We start from the raw sequence: 16,267 nt of genomic DNA, 5'->3' as shown, positions 1-16,267 counted from the left end.
GCGAAAGCGACAGGGTGGCGCGGCAACACCGCGGCACCCTGTCGCTTTCGCGGTGCGGTCCGCGACCCGTGCCGGTGCACTGTCGCTCTCCCGGGACGCGCGCGACCGGGGGACGGACGGGAGGCGCGGTGCCAGCTGGCACCGCGCCTCCCGTCCGCCGGCGTGGTCGCGACTACTTCGCGTCGGCCTCGACGGCCTGCTTCCGCTCACCGGTCGGGGTGAGCCCGCGCTCCTGGCGCTTCTTCGAGACCACCAGCGACGCGACGGTCGCGACCGCGATGGTCAGCGCGATGAAGCCGAGCGAGAACCAGATCGGGATCTCCGGCGCCCACTCGATGTGCTCGCCGCCGTTGATGAACGGCAGCTCGTTGACGTGCATGGCGTGGAAGACCAGCTTCACGCCGATGAACGCGAGGATGACGGCGAGGCCCTGACCGAGGTAGATCAGGCGCTCGAGCAGACCCGCGATGAGGAAGTACAGCTGGCGCAGCCCGAGGAGCGAGAACGCGTTGGCGGTGAAGACGATGAAGGCGTCCTGCGTCAGCCCGAAGATCGCGGGGATCGAGTCCAGCGCGAAGAGCACGTCCGTCAGGCCGATCGCGACCATCACGAGCAGCATCGGCGTGAAGAGGCGCTTGCCGTCGACCTTCGTGGTGAGGCGGTCGCCGTCGTAGTCCTCCGAGGTCGGGATGATGCGGCGGAGGATGCGGATGAGCCGCGAGTCGCCCTCTTCCGCGCCGTGCTCGTTGCCGCTGCGGGCCTGCGACCACGCGAGCCAGAACAGCAGCGCGCCGAACAGGTAGAACACCCACGAGAAGTTGTCGATGATCGTGACGCCGAGGGCGATGAACACGCCGCGGGCGACGAGGGCGATCGCGACGCCGACCAGCAGGACCTTCTGCTGGAACTCCTTCGGCACCGCGAAGCTCGACATGATGATGAGGAAGACGAAGAGGTTGTCGACCGACAGCGCCTTCTCGGTGAGCCACCCGGCGAAGTACTCGCCGCCGGCCTGGCCGCCGCCGAAGACCCAGATGCCGATGCCGAACAGGATCGCCAGGCCGATGTAGAAGACCGACCAGAAGGCCGACTCGCGGATGTGCGGCACGTGCGGGGTGCGCACGTGCGAGAAGAAGTCGAAGACCAGCAGCGCCAGGATGCCGGCGATGGTGATGAGCCACACGTACAGGGGGACGTCCAACGGAGTTCCTTCAGGTGAGGGCGCAACCAGGTGGTGGGTACGCCGAGGCCTGAAGGTCTCTTCCGCCGTGACCGGCACGACGTGCCGGCACGACCGGCGCCCCGGGTCCGGATCGTTCCGGACCGTACTGACGGGGACGCCGAGGAGGAATACTCCCCTTCGTGATCACGAGCGTACCGGGCACAGCGCACGTGTGCCGCGCTCTAAGCTGGGAACATGGCGAGTTCCTGGTCACTGTCCTCCCGGCTGCGCGGGCTGTTCCAGCGCAAGACGATCGACGAGACGACGTGGGACGACCTCGAGACCGCGCTCATCGGTGCGGACTTCGGCCCGGACATCGCGGACGAGATCATCGAGGACCTCCACGCGCGCGTCGACCGGTACGGCACGACCGACCCCGCCGACCTGCAGCGGATGCTCCGCGAGGTGCTCGAGGAACGGCTGTCGAAGCTCGACACCACGCTGAAGCTCAGCGCGCGCCCGGCCGTCGTCCTCGTCGTCGGGGTGAACGGCGTCGGCAAGACCACCACCATCGGCAAGTTCGCGAAGTTCCTCAAGACCTACGACCGCACGGTGCTCGTCGGCGCTGCGGACACCTTCCGCGCCGCCGCCGTCGAGCAGGTCGCCACGTGGGCGGAGCGTGCCGGCGTCGACGTCGTCCGTCCCGCGCAGCCCGGGCAGGACCCGGCGTCCGTCGCGTACCAGACGGTCGAGAAGGCGATCCGCGAGGGCACCGAGATCGTCGTCATCGACACCGCCGGTCGGTTGCACACCAAAGCCGGTCTGATGGACGAGCTCACGAAGATCAAGCGCGTCGTCGAGAAGCAGACCGAGATCGCCGAGGTCCTGCTCGTCCTCGACGCCACCACCGGGCAGAACGGGCTCGCGCAGGCGCAGGCGTTCATCGAGGGCGCCGGCGTCACCGGCCTCGTGATCACGAAGCTCGACGGATCGGCGAAGGCCGGGTTCGTGCTCAGCGTGCAGGAGAAGACCGGCATCCCGATCAAGCTCATCGGCCAGGGCGAGGGCATCAACGACCTCACGGGCTTCACGCCGCACGTGTTCGTGCAGAACCTGGTCGGCTGAGGGCTCCCGCAGCAGCGAACGCGACGGCGGCCGGGCGAGTAGCGTCCCCCTCGGCCCGGGCGTCCGCTCGGTCTCGTTCCAGGGATTGGAGACCCTCATGCCCGCACTGCTGATCATCGCGATCATCGTCGGCCTCGTCCTGCTCTTCAGCGGCATCTTCGTCGGTGCGCTGAAGTTCCTGCTCTGGGTGGGCATCGTGCTCATCCTGCTGGCGGTCATCGGCTGGCTCCTCCGGAGCATCCGCGGTCGCGCGTAGCGACCGGCCGTCGCGTCTCGACGCGACCACCTGACGGACGGGAGGCGCGGTGCCAGCTGGCACCGCGCCTCCCGCGCGCGCTCCGCATGTTGCGACGCGCCAGCGGCGCGCGGCGCCAGCGCCGACCGAGCCTGCGAGGTCGGTCGAACGGGCAACGGTTCTACACCGCCTGGCGGCCCGGCGCGGCGTCCAGCAGGTGCGACAGGTGGTCCGGCACCGTGCCGCCGCGCGCGACCGTGGCGCGGGCCCACAGCCGTCCGGCGCGGTAGGACGAGCGCACCAGCGGGCCGGCGAGCACGCCCGCGAACCCCATCTGCTCGGCGACCTCGCGCAGCTCGACGAACTCCGCCGGCTCCACCCAGCGCGCGACCGGCAGGTGCCGGGGCGACGGCCGGAGGTACTGCGTCAGCGTGATGATGTCGGTCCCTGCGTCGTACAGGCGCTGCAGGGCGTCCTCGATCTCGATCCGTTCCTCGCCCATGCCGAGGATGAGGTTCGACTTCGTGACGAGCCCGGCGTCGCGGCCCTGGGTGATGACGTCGAGGGACCGCTCGAACGTGAACGCCGGGCGGATGCGCTTGAAGATCCGCGGGACGGTCTCGACGTTGTGGGCGAAGACCTCGGGCCGGGCGTCGAACACCTGGCCGAGCTGGTCCGGGCGTCCGGTGAAGTCCGGCACGAGGATCTCGACGCCGGTGCCGGGGGAGTGCTGGTGGATCTGTCGGATGGTCTCGGCGTAGAGCCAGGAGCCGCCGTCCTCGAGGTCGTCGCGCGCGACCCCGGTGACGGTGGCGTACTTCAGCCCCATCGACACGACCGAGTCCGCGACGCGGCGGGGCTCGTCGCGGTCGAGGGGCTCGGGCTTGCCGGTGTCGATCTGGCAGAAGTCGCAGCGGCGGGTGCACTGGGACCCGCCGATGAGGAACGTGGCCTCGCGGTCCTCCCAGCACTCGAAGATGTTCGGGCAGCCGGCTTCCTGGCAGACGGTGTGCAGCTGCTGGTCGCGGACCAGGCCGGACAGCTCGCGGAACTCGGGTCCCTGCGTGGCGCGGGTCTTGATCCACGCGGGCTTCGTCTCGATCGGCGTCGCAGCGTTCCGGGCCTCGACGCGGAGCATCCGGCGGCCGTCGGGGGCGAGGGTCATACGAGGGTCTCCTGTCGGGTGGTGCTGCTGATGCGGTCACCGGTGCGCATGCCGTGGACGGCGTCCCCGACCCGGTCGGCGACGACGCCAGCGACCTCGTCGACCGTCACGGTGCGCCCGGCGGCGTCGCTCAGCGTGGTGACCCCGGCGTCGGCGATGCCGCAGGGGACGATCGCGGCGTACGCATCCAGTGCGTTCGTGCAGTTCAGCGCGATGCCGTGGCTGGTCACGCCCTCGGCCACGTGGAGGCCGATCGCACCGACCTTCGCGTGCGGCGTGCCGGCGGGACCGGGGACCCAGGCGCCGCTCCGACCGTCGACCCGTTCGGCTCGGACCCCGACGGCGGCCGCGGCGTCGAGGAGGACCTGCTCGAGGTCGCGCACCCACGCCACGACGTCCAACGGTTCGGCGAGCCGGACGACCGGGTACGCGACGAGTTGCCCCGGCCCGTGCCAGGTGATGCGTCCGCCGCGGTCGACCTCGACCACGGGGGAGCCGTCGCTCGGCAGGTCCGACGGTTCGGTGCGGCGTCCGGCGGTGTACACCGACGGGTGCTCGCAGAGGACGAGTGCGCCGGGCGAGCGCCCGGCGACGACGTCGGCGCGGAGCTGCTGCTGGAGCACGACCCCAGTGGCATGGTCGAGGAGGCCCGGTGGTCGGATGATCTCGAGATCCGGCATGCGGGACAGCGTACGACCGTTTCTGTACTCCGTCCAACAACGTCCGAACGGCCCGGCATCGGACGAGTCGCACGGCGCCGCGGCGCCCGGTCCGCTCGGCCGCGGACGGGCCTTGTAGAATCGACGGATCATGGCGCAATTCGGCTCACTCTCCGATCGGCTGACCGAGACCTTCCGCAACCTGCGGAGCAAGGGTCGGCTGACCCCGTCCGACGTCGACGGCACCGTCCGCGAGATCCGCCGGGCGCTGCTCGACGCGGACGTCGCGCTCGAGGTCGTCAAGGCGTTCACCGCCTCGGTGCGGGAGCGCGCGCTCTCCGACGAGGTCAACAAGGCGCTCAACCCGGCGCAGCAGGTCGTCCAGATCGTCAACGAGGAACTCGTCGGCATCCTCGGCGGGCAGCAGCGACGCCTCGAGTTCGCGAAGCGTCCGCCGACGGTCATCATGCTCGCGGGCCTCCAGGGCGCCGGCAAGACGACCCTCGCGGGCAAGCTCGGCAAGTGGCTCAAGAAGGACGGCCACACGCCGATGCTCGTCGCGGCGGACCTCCAGCGTCCGAACGCCGTGCAGCAGCTCCAGGTCGTCGGCGAGCAGGCCGGCGTGCACGTCTTCGCGCCGGAGCCCGGCAACGGCGTGGGCGACCCGGTGAAGGTCGCGAAGAACGCCGTCAAGGCCGCGGTTGACCAGCAGTACGACACCGTCATCGTGGACACCGCCGGCCGACTCGGCGTCGACGCCGAGCTCATGAAGCAGGCCGCGAACATCCGCAAGGCCGTCGACCCGGACGAGGTCCTGTTCGTCATCGACGCGATGATCGGTCAGGACGCCGTCACCACGGCCCGGGCCTTCCAGGAAGGCGTCGACTTCACCGGCGTCGTCCTGTCGAAGCTCGACGGTGACGCCCGCGGTGGTGCCGCGCTCTCGGTCGCCAGCGTCACGGGTCGCCCGATCATGTTCGCCTCCACCGGTGAGGGCCTCGACGACTTCGAGCCCTTCCACCCGGACCGCATGGCGAGCCGCATCCTCGACCTCGGCGACATCCTGTCCCTCATCGAGCAGGCCCAGAGCGCCTTCGACGAGGACGAGGCCCGCAAGGTCGCGGACAAAATCGCGACCGACAACTTCACGCTGAACGACTTCCTGCAGCAGATGCAGCAGCTGCGGAAGGCCGGTTCGATCAAGGGCATGCTCGGCATGCTCCCGGGTGCCAAGGGCATGCGCGAGGCGCTCGACAACTTCGACGAGGGCGAGATCGTCCGGACCGAGGCGATCATCCAGTCGATGACGAAGCAGGAGCGTGAACTCCCCAAGCTCCTCAACGGTTCCCGCCGCCTCCGCATCGCGAAGGGGTCCGGCACGACCGTCACCGAGGTGAACGCCCTCGTGAACCGGTTCGAGCAGGCCGCGAAGATGATGAAGACCGTCGCGCGCGGCGGCGTGCCGCAGATGCCCGGCATGGGCCCGATCCCCGGCATGCACGGCGGCAAGAAGCAGCAGCAGGGCGGCGGCAAGAAGAAGTCCAAGGTCGGCAACCCCGCCAAGCGTGCGGCCCTCGCGGCCGGTGCCGCGGCGGCACCGCAGCAGGCGCCGAAGGGGTCCGGGCTGGGCCTCGGCGGCGGCGCGAAGGGTGGCAAGGCACCCACCGAGGAAGAGCTGGCCAGCCTGCAGAAGTTCCTGGGTCGCTGACGCGACGACCAGCAGGAGAGAGGCCCGTGGCGGATCCGCCACGGGCCTCTCGTCCGTCGGGGCTCGGGTCTAGAGCGACTCGCGGAGTTCCGTCACGAGGTGTCGGACGACGGCGCGCAGGTCGCCGCCGTTCTCCTGCGCGACCTGCAACTGCCGCTGGTACGACGCACCGCGCTCGATCATCGTGTCGAGGTGGTGCAACTCGTCCTGGCAGCCGAGCCGTTCGGCGATCGGGTCGAGGCGCTGCACCAGGTCGTGCACCTCGTCCGTCACGAGCCGTTCGTCGCCGGCGACGTTCGTGATGATCTCCGCCTCCATGCCGTAGCGGGCGGCGCGCCACTTGTTCTCGCGGATGAACCAGGGCTGCATGGTCGGCAGCGTCTCGCCGGCGTCGAGACGGTCGGAGCACGCGGTGACGAGGCACTGCACGAGCGCGGTGACGGCACCGACCTCGTGCAGGGTCGAGATGCCGTCCGAGACGCGGTTCTCGAGCGTGCCCCAGCCGGCCGACGGGCGGATGTCCCAGCGCAGGTCCTTGTAGTCGTCGATGACACCGGTGCGCGTGAGGTCGTCGACGACCTCCTCGAAGTTCGCCCACGCGCCGAGCTGCGGTGGCAGGCCGCCGGTGGGGAGCTGCTGGAACATGAGGGCCCGGTTCGAGGCGTACCCGGTGTCGGTCCCACCCCAGAACGGACTCGACGCGGTGAACGCCTGCAGGTGCGGCACGTACGCGAGCATCGCGTTCATGATCGGGATCGCCTTGTCGCGGTCGTCGATGCCGACGTGCACGTGGACGCCCCAGATGAGCATCTGCCGCCCCCACCACCGCGTCCGGTCGATGAGCGTCGTGTAGTGCTCGCTGTCCGGCGTGATCTCCTGCTGGTCCCACTGCGCGAACGGGTGCGTGCCGGAGCACATGACCTCGGCGTCGAGCGGAGCGGCGGCGTCGATGACCTCGCCGATCGTCTCGGACAGCTCCGCCGTGGCACCGCCGACCCGCTCGTGCACGCCGGTGACCACCTCGACCGTGTTGGTCAGGAGCTCTTCAGTGACCTTGTCGTGGTCGCCCAGGCGCTCGTGCACGGCGGCGATCACGGCAGGTGCCCGCGGGGTGAGGTCACCGGTCGCGCGGTCGACCAGCGGGAGCTCCCACTCCACGCCGATGGTCGACGGGCGGGAGTCGGTGAAGCGGATGTCCATGCTGTACATCCTGCCCGGAACGTTGTCGGACACGCACAACGAACGCCGTTCCGGATCGTGCCGATCCGATTCACAGGTGATCCACACCGGGCGTACCGTGGATGTGCCGAACAGGGAATCCGTGGTCTTGCCGAACAGGGCATCCGCGGATGTGCCGAACAGGGAATGAGGTACGCATGCAGTTGGTCGTGCGCGGGACGACCGCACCACTCGTCGGGGAACTCGACGTCCCGGTCTCCAAGTACCACGCCCACCGTGCGCTGGTCCTGGCGTCCCTGGCGAAGGGGACGAGCATCGTCTCCGGCGTCAGTGCGACCCGCCAGGTCGAGTGGACCGTGGGCACGCTCCGGGCGCTCGGGGTCGACGTCAAGCGGCGCGGTAACGAGTACCACGTCACGGGCCTCGGCGGTCGGTACCAGGCCACCGACGTGGTCGACCACGGCTCGCGGGGCGCCGACGGCGTCCTCAACATGGGGTCCTCCGGCACGACGCTCTACTTCATGACCGGTCTCGCGTCGCTCGCCGACCGGCCGATGACGCTCTCCGGGATGAAGTACTTCCAGCGCCGACCGATCAAGGCGCTCCTCACCTCGCTGACGCAGATGGGCGTCGAGCTCGAGGCGACGAACGACTGCCCGCCGGTCACGGTCCAGCCCAGGCGCCCCCGCGGCGGCGACGTGGAGATCGCCGGGACGCTCTCGCAGTGGATCTCCGGTCTCCTCCTGCTCGCGCCGTTCGCCGAGCAGGAGACGCGGATCCACGTCACCGGCGGTCGGCTCAACGAGCAGCCCTACGTCGAGCTCACGGTCCGCATGATGCGGCAGTTCGGCCTGACGGTCGAGGTCTCCGACGACTGGCTCGAGTACCGGATCCCCGCGGGCCAGCAGGCCACGCCGCACGACTACGTCATCCCACCGGACATCGGCTCGGCCGCGTTCGGCATCGCCGCGGCCGGCATCCGTGAGTCGAACCTGCTCCTCCGTGGCATGACGACGTTCACCACCGCCGAGACGGACCACCCGGAGAGCGAGTTCCTCGACCTCGCCACGGCGATGGGCGTGCCGATGCGCATCGACGAGGAGACCGGCTTCGTGCGGATCGAGCACGACGGCTCGCCCCTGCGCCCCCTCGACATCGACTGCCGGCCGATCCCGGACCTCCTGCCGGTGCTGTCCACGATGGCGACCTTCGCCGAGGGCACGACCCGGCTCTGGAACGTCGCGCACATCCGGCTCAAGGAGTCCGACCGCGTCGCGGCCATGCTCCAGCTCAACCGGCTGGGCGGTCGCGCCGAGCAGGGCGCCGACGAGCTCCGGGTGACGGGTGTCCGGCCGGAGGAGCTGCACGGCTCGCCCCTGTCGTCCTTCAACGACCACCGCGTCCTCATGTCGCTCGCCGTCGCCGCGTCACGCGCCGAGGGCGTGTCCGCGCTGACCTACCCGCGGGCGTACCGCATCTCGTACCCGACCTTCCTCGAGGCGATGAACTCGGTCGGCCTCGACATGGAGGTCGGCGACGCCCTCGCCGCCCAGGTCGCCCGCGACGACCGGATCGACGCTGCCGAGGCTGCTGCCGAGCGGACCGACCTCGGCGAGGAGCAGCCGTCCGGGGACGCTCTGCCCGCGCTCACCGGCGTCGACGCCGACCCGCTGGTCCTCAGCGAGAAGGTCCGAGCGCTGTCGCAGACCGACCCCGACGGCCTCGCGGTCGTCGAGGTCGGCGGCCCGGAGCCGGTGAACACCACCTGGCGCGAGCTGCAGGACGAGGCGGACAAGGTGTCCGCCCTGCTGCTCGAGCTCGGCGTCCGCACCGGCGAGTCCGTCGCGATGCAGCTGCCCAACTGGCGCGAGTTCGTCTCGATCACCCTCGGGGCGATCCAGATCGGCGCCGTCGCGACGCCGATCATGCCGGTGTTCGGCCCGCGTGAGACCACCATGACGCTCGCGCGGTCCCGTGCCCGGGTCGTGTTCCTGCCGAACCTGTTCCGGAAGCGCCGCCCGGCCCTCGAGCTGCTCGACGTCATCGACGAGGCGAGGGCCCAGAAGCGCCGGCTGTCGGTCGAGCACGTGATCGTGCTCCGCTCCGAGGCCCGTGGCCAGGGCGACACCCCGACGAACCAGCCGCCGCTCCCGTCCGACGCGATGGACCGCGTGGCCGCGAGCGAGTGGAACTGGCGGTACTTCGACACGGCGCTCGAGTCGGTCCAGGTGGACCTCGACCAGATCGCCTCGCACGCGCCGGGACCGGACGACGTCTGCCAGCTGCTCTTCACCTCCGGCACCACCGGGGAGCCGAAGGGCGTGCAGCACCCGCACCGCACCCTCGGACTCGCGACGGCGATGCACGTGGCGCAGTCCGGCCTGACGAGTGCCGACCGGATCTACGTCCCGTCGCCGCTCGCCCACCAGACCGGGTTCCTGTACGGCATGCTGCTGGCGTTCCGCCTCGGTGCGCCGCAGGTGATCCAGCCGGTCTGGGACGGCACCGTCGCGCTCGAGCAGGCGTTCGGCGCCGCGGGGGCGACCTTCGTGCAGTGCGCGACGCCGTTCCTCACCGACCTCGTCGACCTGGTCGAGGCAGGTGCCCCGGCTCCGGACAGCCTGCGCATCTTCGTGCCGACCGGCGCCGCGGTGCCCCGCGCGCTGGCACAGCGGGCGAGCACCGTCCTCGGCAGCGCGATCCTCGGTGCGTTCGGCACGAGCGAGACCTGCCTCGGCGCGCTCTCCAGCCCGTCGGACGACCCCGCCGACGCGTACGGCCACGACGGTCGCGCTCTGCCGGGCATCGCGATCCGCATCGTCGACGACGAGGGCCACGAGCTCCCCGCCGACACCGAGGGCAACTTCGAGCTGTTCTCGCCGACGATGTTCGACGGCTACCTCGACCGCCCGGACCTGACCGACGACGTCTTCACCGAGGACGGCTGGTACCGGACGGGTGACCTGGCGAAGGTGTCCGACAAGGGCTTCCTGTCGATCACGGGTCGCATCAAGGACGTCATCAACCGCGGTGGCGAGAAGATCCCGGTCGTCGAGATCGAGAACCTGCTGTACCAGCACCCGCTCGTCACCGACGTCGCGATCGTCGCGATGCCGGACGCCCGGCTCGGGGAGCGCGCGTGCGCGTTCGTCGTCCCCGCGGCGGGCGGGGAGCGGCTCGACTTCGCCGGGATGCAGCAGGCGCTCGACAAGGCGGGCGTGAGCAAGTACTACTGGCCGGAACGGCTCGAGTACATCGACGAACTGCCCCGCAACGCGGTCGGCAAGGTCCAGAAGAACGTCCTGCGCGAGCAGGCTGCCGCGCTCGTCGCGACGAAGGAGAACCAGCAATGACGATCGTCACGGAGCCGGAGACGGCGACGACCTTCCAGCAGCTCAAGGCCGAGGTGACCGAGTGGGTCCGCGGCCGGGGCGAGGAGTGGGCGGAGGAGATCGAGCGCACCGGTCAGGTGGCGCCCGAGCTCTTCCAGGAGCTCAAGGACAAGGGCTGGCTCAGCCTGGCCGCGCCGCCCGAGCTCGGCGGCCGGGGCATCCCGTTCTCGCGCTACCTCGAGATCATGGAGGTCGTCTCCCGCTCGCACGCGTCCATCCGGATGCTCGTCCACGTGATCAACGGCACCTGGCGCGCGATGCAGCCCTACGCGACGCCGGAGCAGATCGAGCAGGTCGTGAAGCCGAGCGTCGCGGGCGAGAAGCTCGTCGCCTTCACCCTCACCGAGGCCACCGCCGGCACCGGCGCGGACATCCGCACGACGGTCCGCCGTGAGGGCGACACGTACGTGATGAACGGGGAGAAGCACCTCATCACGTTCGGGGTGAAGGCCGACTACTGGCTCATCGCCGCACGCCTCGAGGGCACCTCCGGCCAGGACGGCACCGTCGCGTTCCTCATGCCGAACTCGGGGCTGCCCGGCGCCGAGGTCATCGACGACTCGGACACGATGGGCATCCGCGGCACCGACCACGCGATCCTGCGCTTCACCGAGACGCCGATCCCGGCCTCCGCCCGCCTGGGCGAGGAGGGCCAGGGCCTCGAGGTCGCCCTCGGCGGCTTCCTGCTGCCGAGCCGCGTGTCCGTCGCGATGAGCGCGGTGGGCCTCGCCGAGCGGGCGAACGAGCTCGCCGTCGCCTACGCGAACGAACGCGAGACGTTCGGTAAGAAGCTCTCCAGCCGGCAGGCGATCCAGTTCTACATCGCCGAGAACTACGCGGACATCGCGGCCGCACGGGCACTCGTGCTCGAGGCCGCCCGCGCCTACGAGGAGGGCCGCCCGGACGCCGGCACGCTCTCCAGCGCCTCGAAGATGGTCGCCGTCGACATGCTCGCCCGCGTCACCGACAAGGCCCTGCAGGTGCACGGCGGCCAGGGCTACTGGAAGCGCAACGCGATCGAGCGCGTCTACCGCGACGCGCGTGCCCAGCGCTTCGAGGAGGGCACGAACGAGATCCAGAAGCTGGTCGTCGGCCGCGCCGTCGTGACCGGCCAGGCCGGCTTCTAGCCGTCACCCACCACCGGCCAGGAGGCGCGGCGCGGGCCCGCACCGCGCCTCCCGTCCGCCACCACGCACGCAAAGGACCGCAGTGACCGACCCCACCAACGCTCCCATCGCCCTCATCACGGGCGCCTCGCGCGGCATCGGCCGCCTGCTCGCGCAGAAGCTCGGCCAGCGCGGCGTCACCGTCGTCGTGACCTACAAGGGCAACGCCGACCTGGCCGAGGAGTCGCTCGCCGACGTCAAGGCGGCCGGCGGCGACGGGATCACCGCGCAGGTGGACATCGAGCAGCCGGAGTCGATCGACGCGCTGTTCGACCTGGTCCGCGACACCTACGGACGGCTCGACTACTTCGTCGCCAACGCCGCCGCCAGTGCGTTCAAGCCCGTCAAGGAGCTCAAGCTGCACCACCTGGACCGCAGCTACGCCACGAACGCCCGCTCGTTCGTGCTCGGTGCGCAGCGTGCCGCCGAGCTGATGGACAACGGCGGCCGGATCGTCGTCGTGACCTCGTACGGGTCGCTCCGCGCATTCCCGACCTACGCCGCACTCGGTGCAGCGAAGGCCATGAGCGAGGCCTACACGAAGTACATGGCGGTCGAGTTCGGTCCGCGCCAGATCACCGTGAACGCGGTCAACGGCGGACTGATCGACACCGACTCGCTCGAGTACTTCTACTCGAAGGTCGCCGGACAGGCGCCGATGCACACCGTCATCGAGAAGCTCCCGCTGCAGCGACCGGGCACGGCCGACGACATGGCGGACGCGGTCGACTTCCTGCTCTCCGACAAGGCGTCCTACATCACCGGCCAGACCCTGTCGGTCGACGGCGGCCTGACCGTCATCGCGCCGCCGTACTGGGCCGACACGACGTCGCCGCTGCGGGACGCCGTCCTGCCCGCGGACGGCTCGGTGACCGACGCCTCGGTCGCGCAGGACGCAGCCGACGCCGCAGAATAGGCCCATGAGCAGCGTCGCCACCGCCCCCGTCGTGCCCGGGTCCCTCCGGACCGTCGCCTCGCCGTGGACGCTCGGCCCCCTGCACCTGCCGAACCGTGTGGTCATGGGGTCGATGCACACGGGGCTCGAGGTGCACGACGACGGCGGGGCGGGCATGGCGGCGTTCTACCGCGAGCGCGCGGCCGGGGGAGCCGCCTGCATCATCACCGGCGGCATCGCGGTGAACGACGAGGCCCGGGGCGGCCCCGACTTCGCCGTGTTCGGGGTCGGGGGAGCGGACGAGCGGTTCCGCGCAGCCGTGCAGGCCGTGCACGACGAGGGGTCGACGATCCTCGCGCAGCTGTTCCACGCCGGGCGGTACGCGCTCGCCGCGGGGCTCGTTGACCGGGACGGACGACCCCAGCGCGTCGTCGCGCCGTCGGCCCTGCCGTGGGCTGCGGCCAGGGGCGTCGTACCGACCGCGATGACGGCCGACGAGGTCGAGCGGACGATCGAGGACTTCGCGGAGGCGGCCCGCTCCGCGCGTGCGATCGGCTTCGACGGCGTCGAGATCATGGCGTCCGAGGGCTACCTCATCAACCAGTTCCAGTCGCCGTTGACGAACCTGCGCGACGACGAGTGGGGCGGATCGCCGGAGCGGCGGCGCCGGTTCACCGTGGCCGTCGTCCGGGCCGTCCGTGCCGCCGTCCCCGAGCTCGCCGTGACGATCCGGCTCTCCGGGGCCGACCTCATGCCCGGGTCGTCGACCGACGACGACGTCGACGCCCTGGTGCACGACCTGCTGCCGCTCGGTCTCGACGGGATCTCGGTCGGCATCGGCTGGCACGAGTCGCGCACGCCGACGGTGCAGGCCGCCGTGCCGCACGGCGCGTGGCTGGCCTACGCGGCGCGCATCGCCCGTGTCGTCCGGGCCTCGGCCCACCCGGACGTCCGGGTCATCGCGTCGAACCGGATGACGGACCTCCGCGACGGTGAGGCGGTGCTGCAGGACGGCCTGCTGGACGCCGTCGCCCTCGCCCGGCCGTTCCTCGCCGACCCCGCACTCGTCTCGCGGTCGGTCGCCGGGCGGTTCGACCTCGTCAACACGTGCATCGGCTGCAACCAGGCCTGTCTCGACCGCTCCATCGTCGGGCAGCCGGTGTCGTGCCTCGTGAACCCCAGGGCCGGGCGCGAGATCGCGTTCCCCGCGCGTCCGACGACCGAGCCGAAGCGTGTCGACGTCGTCGGCGGCGGCCCGGCCGGCCTCGCCGCCGCGGTCGACGCGGCCCGTCGCGGGCACACCGTGACGGTGTGGGAGGCGACCGGCCGCCTGGGCGGGCAGTTCGACCTCGCCGCGCTGGTGCCGGGCAAGGAGGACTACGCCGCGACGGTCCGGGCCGCACGCGCCGAACTCGACCAGCGCGGTGCGACGATCCACCTCGGTCGTCGTGCGACCGCCGCGGACCTGGCCGACAGCGACGCCGTCGTGGTGGCCGCCGGGGTGGTACCCCGTGCGGTGGACGTCCCCGGCGCCGATCTTCCGCACGTCCGGTCGTACGAGCAGGCGCTCCGAGAGGGCGTGCCCGAGGGGACCGTCGCGATCATCGGTGGCGGCGGCATCGGCGTCGACACCGCGGCGTTCCTGGTGGAGTCGCCCGACGAGGAACGCCGTGCCGCCGAGTTCGGCGCCCGCTGGGACCTCGAGGTGTCGGACGCCGTCGTGGGTGACGTGCCGCAGCGGCTGCCGGCGGCCGCCCGCACCCTGCGACCCGGGCACGACGTGACGGTCCTCCGGCGGTCGGGCAAGTTCGGCCAGGGGATCGGGATCACCTCCAGGTGGGTCGCGATCGGACGGCTGCGGGACGCGGGCGTGCACATGGTCGGTGGCGTGCAGGAGTACCTGCGCATCGAACCCGGTGTGCTCTGGATCCGCGACGAACACGGCGAGGAGCAGGCGGTACCCGCGGACCACGTCGTCGTCTGCGCCGGGCAGGAACGAGCGCTCTCCGACGGCCACGATGCGACACCGTGGACCGGCGACGAGGCGGACGGACGGCCGACCGACGGACTCGTCCCGGGCCTCCAGGACGCCGGCGTGCCCTTCGCCGTCGTCGGCGGTGCCCGCGACGCGCGCAGCGTGGACGCGGTCCGCGCGACGTCCGAGGCCCTCGAAGCCGTCCGCCGACTCGCCCCGTAGCGCGTCGGCTCGCATCCCGGCCGGGAATCTGTAAGAATGAACGGTCGAATCGCGCCTGCTCGACCCTCTATCCAGCTGTGCGCGACTCATTCCGAGCTTTCACCGTGTGTGCCCCCACGCCCGCGGTTCCGGTTCAACCACAACATCACGCAACAGGAGTAATTGTGGCTGTCAAGATCCGTCTCAAGCGCCTCGGCAAGATCCGTGCGCCGTACTACCGCATCGTCGTCGCCGACTCGCGCACCAAGCGCGACGGTCGTGTGATCGAGGAGATCGGCAAGTACCACCCGACCGAGGAGCCCTCGTTCATCGAGGTCAAGTCCGACCGTGCGCAGTACTGGCTCGGCGTCGGCGCGCAGCCGACCGAGCAGGTCGCGGCGCTCCTCAAGCTCACCGGCGACTGGGCCAAGTTCAAGGGCGAGAAGGACACCGAGTCCAAGGTCCAGGTCAAGCAGCCGAAGGAAGCCTTCGTCGTCGACTCGTCGAAGAAGGCCGTCCTGAAGCCGAAGTCGGAGAAGAAGGCCCCGGCCGCGCCGGAGTCGACCGACGAGACCGCAGAGACGACCGAGGCGTAATTCCTTGCTCGCTTCCGCGCTGACGCACCTCGTCAAGGGGATCGTCGATCACCCTGACGACGTGCGCGTCGCCAGTTCCACCTCCGCGCGGGGCGAGGTCCTCGAGGTGCGTGTGCACCCCGAGGACCTCGGCCGCGTGATCGGTCGCGCCGGACGGACCGCAAAGGCGCTGCGCACCCTCGTCTCGGCTCTCGCCGACGGCAAGCGGGTGCGTGTCGACGTGGTCGACACCGATTCCTAGGGAGACGACCCAGCTCCGGGTGGGTCGCATCACGAAGGCGCACGGGCTCAAGGGCGGCATCAAGCTCGAGCTCTACACCGACGACCCGGATCGTCGGTTCACGCCAGGAGCCGTCTTCACGCTCCAGGTCCCCGAGGACTCCCCGTGGGCCGGGAAGACCATCGCGCTCGACGAGCTGCGCTGGTACAACGGCCACCCCGTGGCCTTCTTCGAGGGCATCGGTGACCGGACCGCCGCCGAGACCCTCGCACGCGCGATCCTCTGGGTCGAGCAGGACGCCGACGCCGAGACCGGCGAGGACGACGCCTGGTACGACCACCAGCTGGTCGGGCTCCGCGTCCTCCGCGACGGCGTCGAGGTCGGTACCGTCGCCCGCGTCGACCACCTGCCCGCGCAGGACCTGCTCGCGGTCGACACCCCGTCCCGCGGCGAGGTCCTCGTGCCGTTCGTCGCGGCGATCGTGCCCGCGGTCGACATCGAGGCCGGCACCGTCACCGTGACACCGCCGACCGGGCTCTTCGAGGAGCCCGAGGACACCTCGCGCCCCGAGACGGTCACGGACTAGCGC

The 16,267-nt window shown here is 70.8% G+C and carries 14 protein-coding genes; 10 read left to right on the top strand and 4 right to left on the bottom strand.

Features of this window, described 5'->3' with window-relative positions; genetic code table 11:
* Window positions 1-172: 172 nt before the first annotated feature.
* Window positions 173-1,201: a TerC family protein gene (locus AAEP86_RS14595; RefSeq protein ID WP_420368030.1), complete on the bottom strand. Its 1,029-nt coding sequence runs from the start codon at window positions 1,199-1,201 to the stop codon at window positions 173-175.
* A gap of 216 nt (window positions 1,202-1,417) precedes the next feature.
* Between AAEP86_RS14595 and ftsY the strand changes: the two genes are divergently transcribed.
* Window positions 1,418-2,287: a signal recognition particle-docking protein FtsY gene (gene ftsY / locus AAEP86_RS14590; RefSeq protein ID WP_420368029.1), complete on the top strand. Its 870-nt coding sequence runs from the start codon at window positions 1,418-1,420 to the stop codon at window positions 2,285-2,287.
* A gap of 97 nt (window positions 2,288-2,384) precedes the next feature.
* Entirely contained in the window at window positions 2,385-2,543 is a 159-nt protein-coding gene (locus AAEP86_RS14585; RefSeq protein WP_137767577.1) for a DUF4175 domain-containing protein, read from the top strand.
* A 160-nt stretch (window positions 2,544-2,703) separates the two neighbouring features.
* Here the strand turns inward: AAEP86_RS14585 and lipA are convergent, their stop codons facing one another.
* Together lipA and lipB are read right to left on the bottom strand one after the other, a co-directional pair.
* Window positions 2,704-3,687 carry a lipoyl synthase gene (gene lipA / locus AAEP86_RS14580; RefSeq protein ID WP_420368028.1) on the bottom strand — a complete coding sequence of 328 codons (984 nt, stop codon included), beginning with the start codon at window positions 3,685-3,687 and terminating at the stop codon, window positions 2,704-2,706.
* Complete coding sequence (gene lipB, locus AAEP86_RS14575; RefSeq protein ID WP_420368027.1) at window positions 3,684-4,367, bottom strand: lipoyl(octanoyl) transferase LipB; 684 nt, start codon at window positions 4,365-4,367, stop codon at window positions 3,684-3,686. Before lipB ends, lipA begins: the two co-directional genes overlap by 4 nt.
* Window positions 4,368-4,497: 130 nt before the next feature.
* Between lipB and ffh the strand changes: the two genes are divergently transcribed.
* Complete coding sequence (gene ffh, locus AAEP86_RS14570) at window positions 4,498-6,054, top strand: signal recognition particle protein (protein ID WP_420368026.1); 1,557 nt, start codon at window positions 4,498-4,500, stop codon at window positions 6,052-6,054.
* A gap of 69 nt (window positions 6,055-6,123) precedes the next feature.
* Here ffh and AAEP86_RS14565 read toward each other — a convergent pair whose 3' ends face one another.
* Complete coding sequence (locus AAEP86_RS14565) at window positions 6,124-7,254, bottom strand: glutamate--cysteine ligase (protein WP_420368025.1); 1,131 nt, start codon at window positions 7,252-7,254, stop codon at window positions 6,124-6,126.
* Window positions 7,255-7,430: 176 nt separating this feature from the next.
* Between AAEP86_RS14565 and aroA the strand changes: the two genes are divergently transcribed.
* The 7 genes from aroA to rimM all read left to right on the top strand — a co-directional run bounded on the left by aroA (window position 7,431) and on the right by rimM (window position 16,264).
* Window positions 7,431-10,586 carry a 3-phosphoshikimate 1-carboxyvinyltransferase gene (aroA, locus tag AAEP86_RS14560; RefSeq protein WP_420368024.1) on the top strand — a complete coding sequence of 1,052 codons (3,156 nt, stop codon included), beginning with the start codon at window positions 7,431-7,433 and terminating at the stop codon, window positions 10,584-10,586.
* A complete protein-coding gene (locus AAEP86_RS14555) occupies window positions 10,583-11,752 on the top strand; it encodes an acyl-CoA dehydrogenase family protein (protein WP_420368023.1) in 1,170 nt (389 codons plus the stop codon). The genes aroA and AAEP86_RS14555 overlap by 4 nt, the downstream gene beginning before the upstream one ends.
* Window positions 11,753-11,834: 82 nt before the next feature.
* The gene (locus AAEP86_RS14550; protein ID WP_420368022.1) at window positions 11,835-12,707 is read left to right on the top strand and encodes an SDR family oxidoreductase; all 873 of its coding nucleotides are present in this window, start codon (window positions 11,835-11,837) and stop codon (window positions 12,705-12,707) included.
* A 4-nt stretch (window positions 12,708-12,711) separates the two neighbouring features.
* A complete protein-coding gene (locus AAEP86_RS14545; protein ID WP_420368021.1) occupies window positions 12,712-14,883 on the top strand; it encodes an FAD-dependent oxidoreductase in 2,172 nt (723 codons plus the stop codon).
* Between the two features lie 164 nt (window positions 14,884-15,047).
* Window positions 15,048-15,458 carry a 30S ribosomal protein S16 gene (gene rpsP, locus AAEP86_RS14540; RefSeq protein ID WP_420368020.1) on the top strand — a complete coding sequence of 137 codons (411 nt, stop codon included), beginning with the start codon at window positions 15,048-15,050 and terminating at the stop codon, window positions 15,456-15,458.
* A 4-nt stretch (window positions 15,459-15,462) separates the two neighbouring features.
* Complete coding sequence (locus tag AAEP86_RS14535; RefSeq protein ID WP_420368019.1) at window positions 15,463-15,699, top strand: RNA-binding protein; 237 nt, start codon at window positions 15,463-15,465, stop codon at window positions 15,697-15,699.
* Between the two features lie 19 nt (window positions 15,700-15,718).
* Window positions 15,719-16,264 carry a ribosome maturation factor RimM gene (gene rimM / locus AAEP86_RS14530; protein WP_420368018.1) on the top strand — a complete coding sequence of 182 codons (546 nt, stop codon included), beginning with the start codon at window positions 15,719-15,721 and terminating at the stop codon, window positions 16,262-16,264.
* Window positions 16,265-16,267: the final 3 nt, after the last annotated feature.

Source organism: Curtobacterium sp. L1-20 (assembly GCF_048755855.1).
GTDB lineage: Bacteria > Actinomycetota > Actinomycetes > Actinomycetales > Microbacteriaceae > Curtobacterium.
This window is presented reverse-complemented; position numbering and strand designations above follow the sequence as displayed.

Coding starts and splice junctions, on each gene's coding strand:
- aroA (WP_420368024.1), top strand. CDS start 7,431: ATGCAGTTGGTCGTGCGCGGGACGACCGCACCACTCGTCGGGGAACTC.
- AAEP86_RS14585 (WP_137767577.1), top strand. CDS start 2,385: ATGCCCGCACTGCTGATCATCGCGATCATCGTCGGCCTCGTCCTGCTC.
- ftsY (WP_420368029.1), top strand. CDS start 1,418: ATGGCGAGTTCCTGGTCACTGTCCTCCCGGCTGCGCGGGCTGTTCCAG.
- lipB (WP_420368027.1), bottom strand. CDS start 4,367: ATGCCGGATCTCGAGATCATCCGACCACCGGGCCTCCTCGACCATGCC.
- AAEP86_RS14545 (WP_420368021.1), top strand. CDS start 12,712: ATGAGCAGCGTCGCCACCGCCCCCGTCGTGCCCGGGTCCCTCCGGACC.
- AAEP86_RS14555 (WP_420368023.1), top strand. CDS start 10,583: ATGACGATCGTCACGGAGCCGGAGACGGCGACGACCTTCCAGCAGCTC.
- AAEP86_RS14565 (WP_420368025.1), bottom strand. CDS start 7,254: ATGGACATCCGCTTCACCGACTCCCGCCCGTCGACCATCGGCGTGGAG.
- lipA (WP_420368028.1), bottom strand. CDS start 3,687: ATGACCCTCGCCCCCGACGGCCGCCGGATGCTCCGCGTCGAGGCCCGG.
- ffh (WP_420368026.1), top strand. CDS start 4,498: ATGGCGCAATTCGGCTCACTCTCCGATCGGCTGACCGAGACCTTCCGC.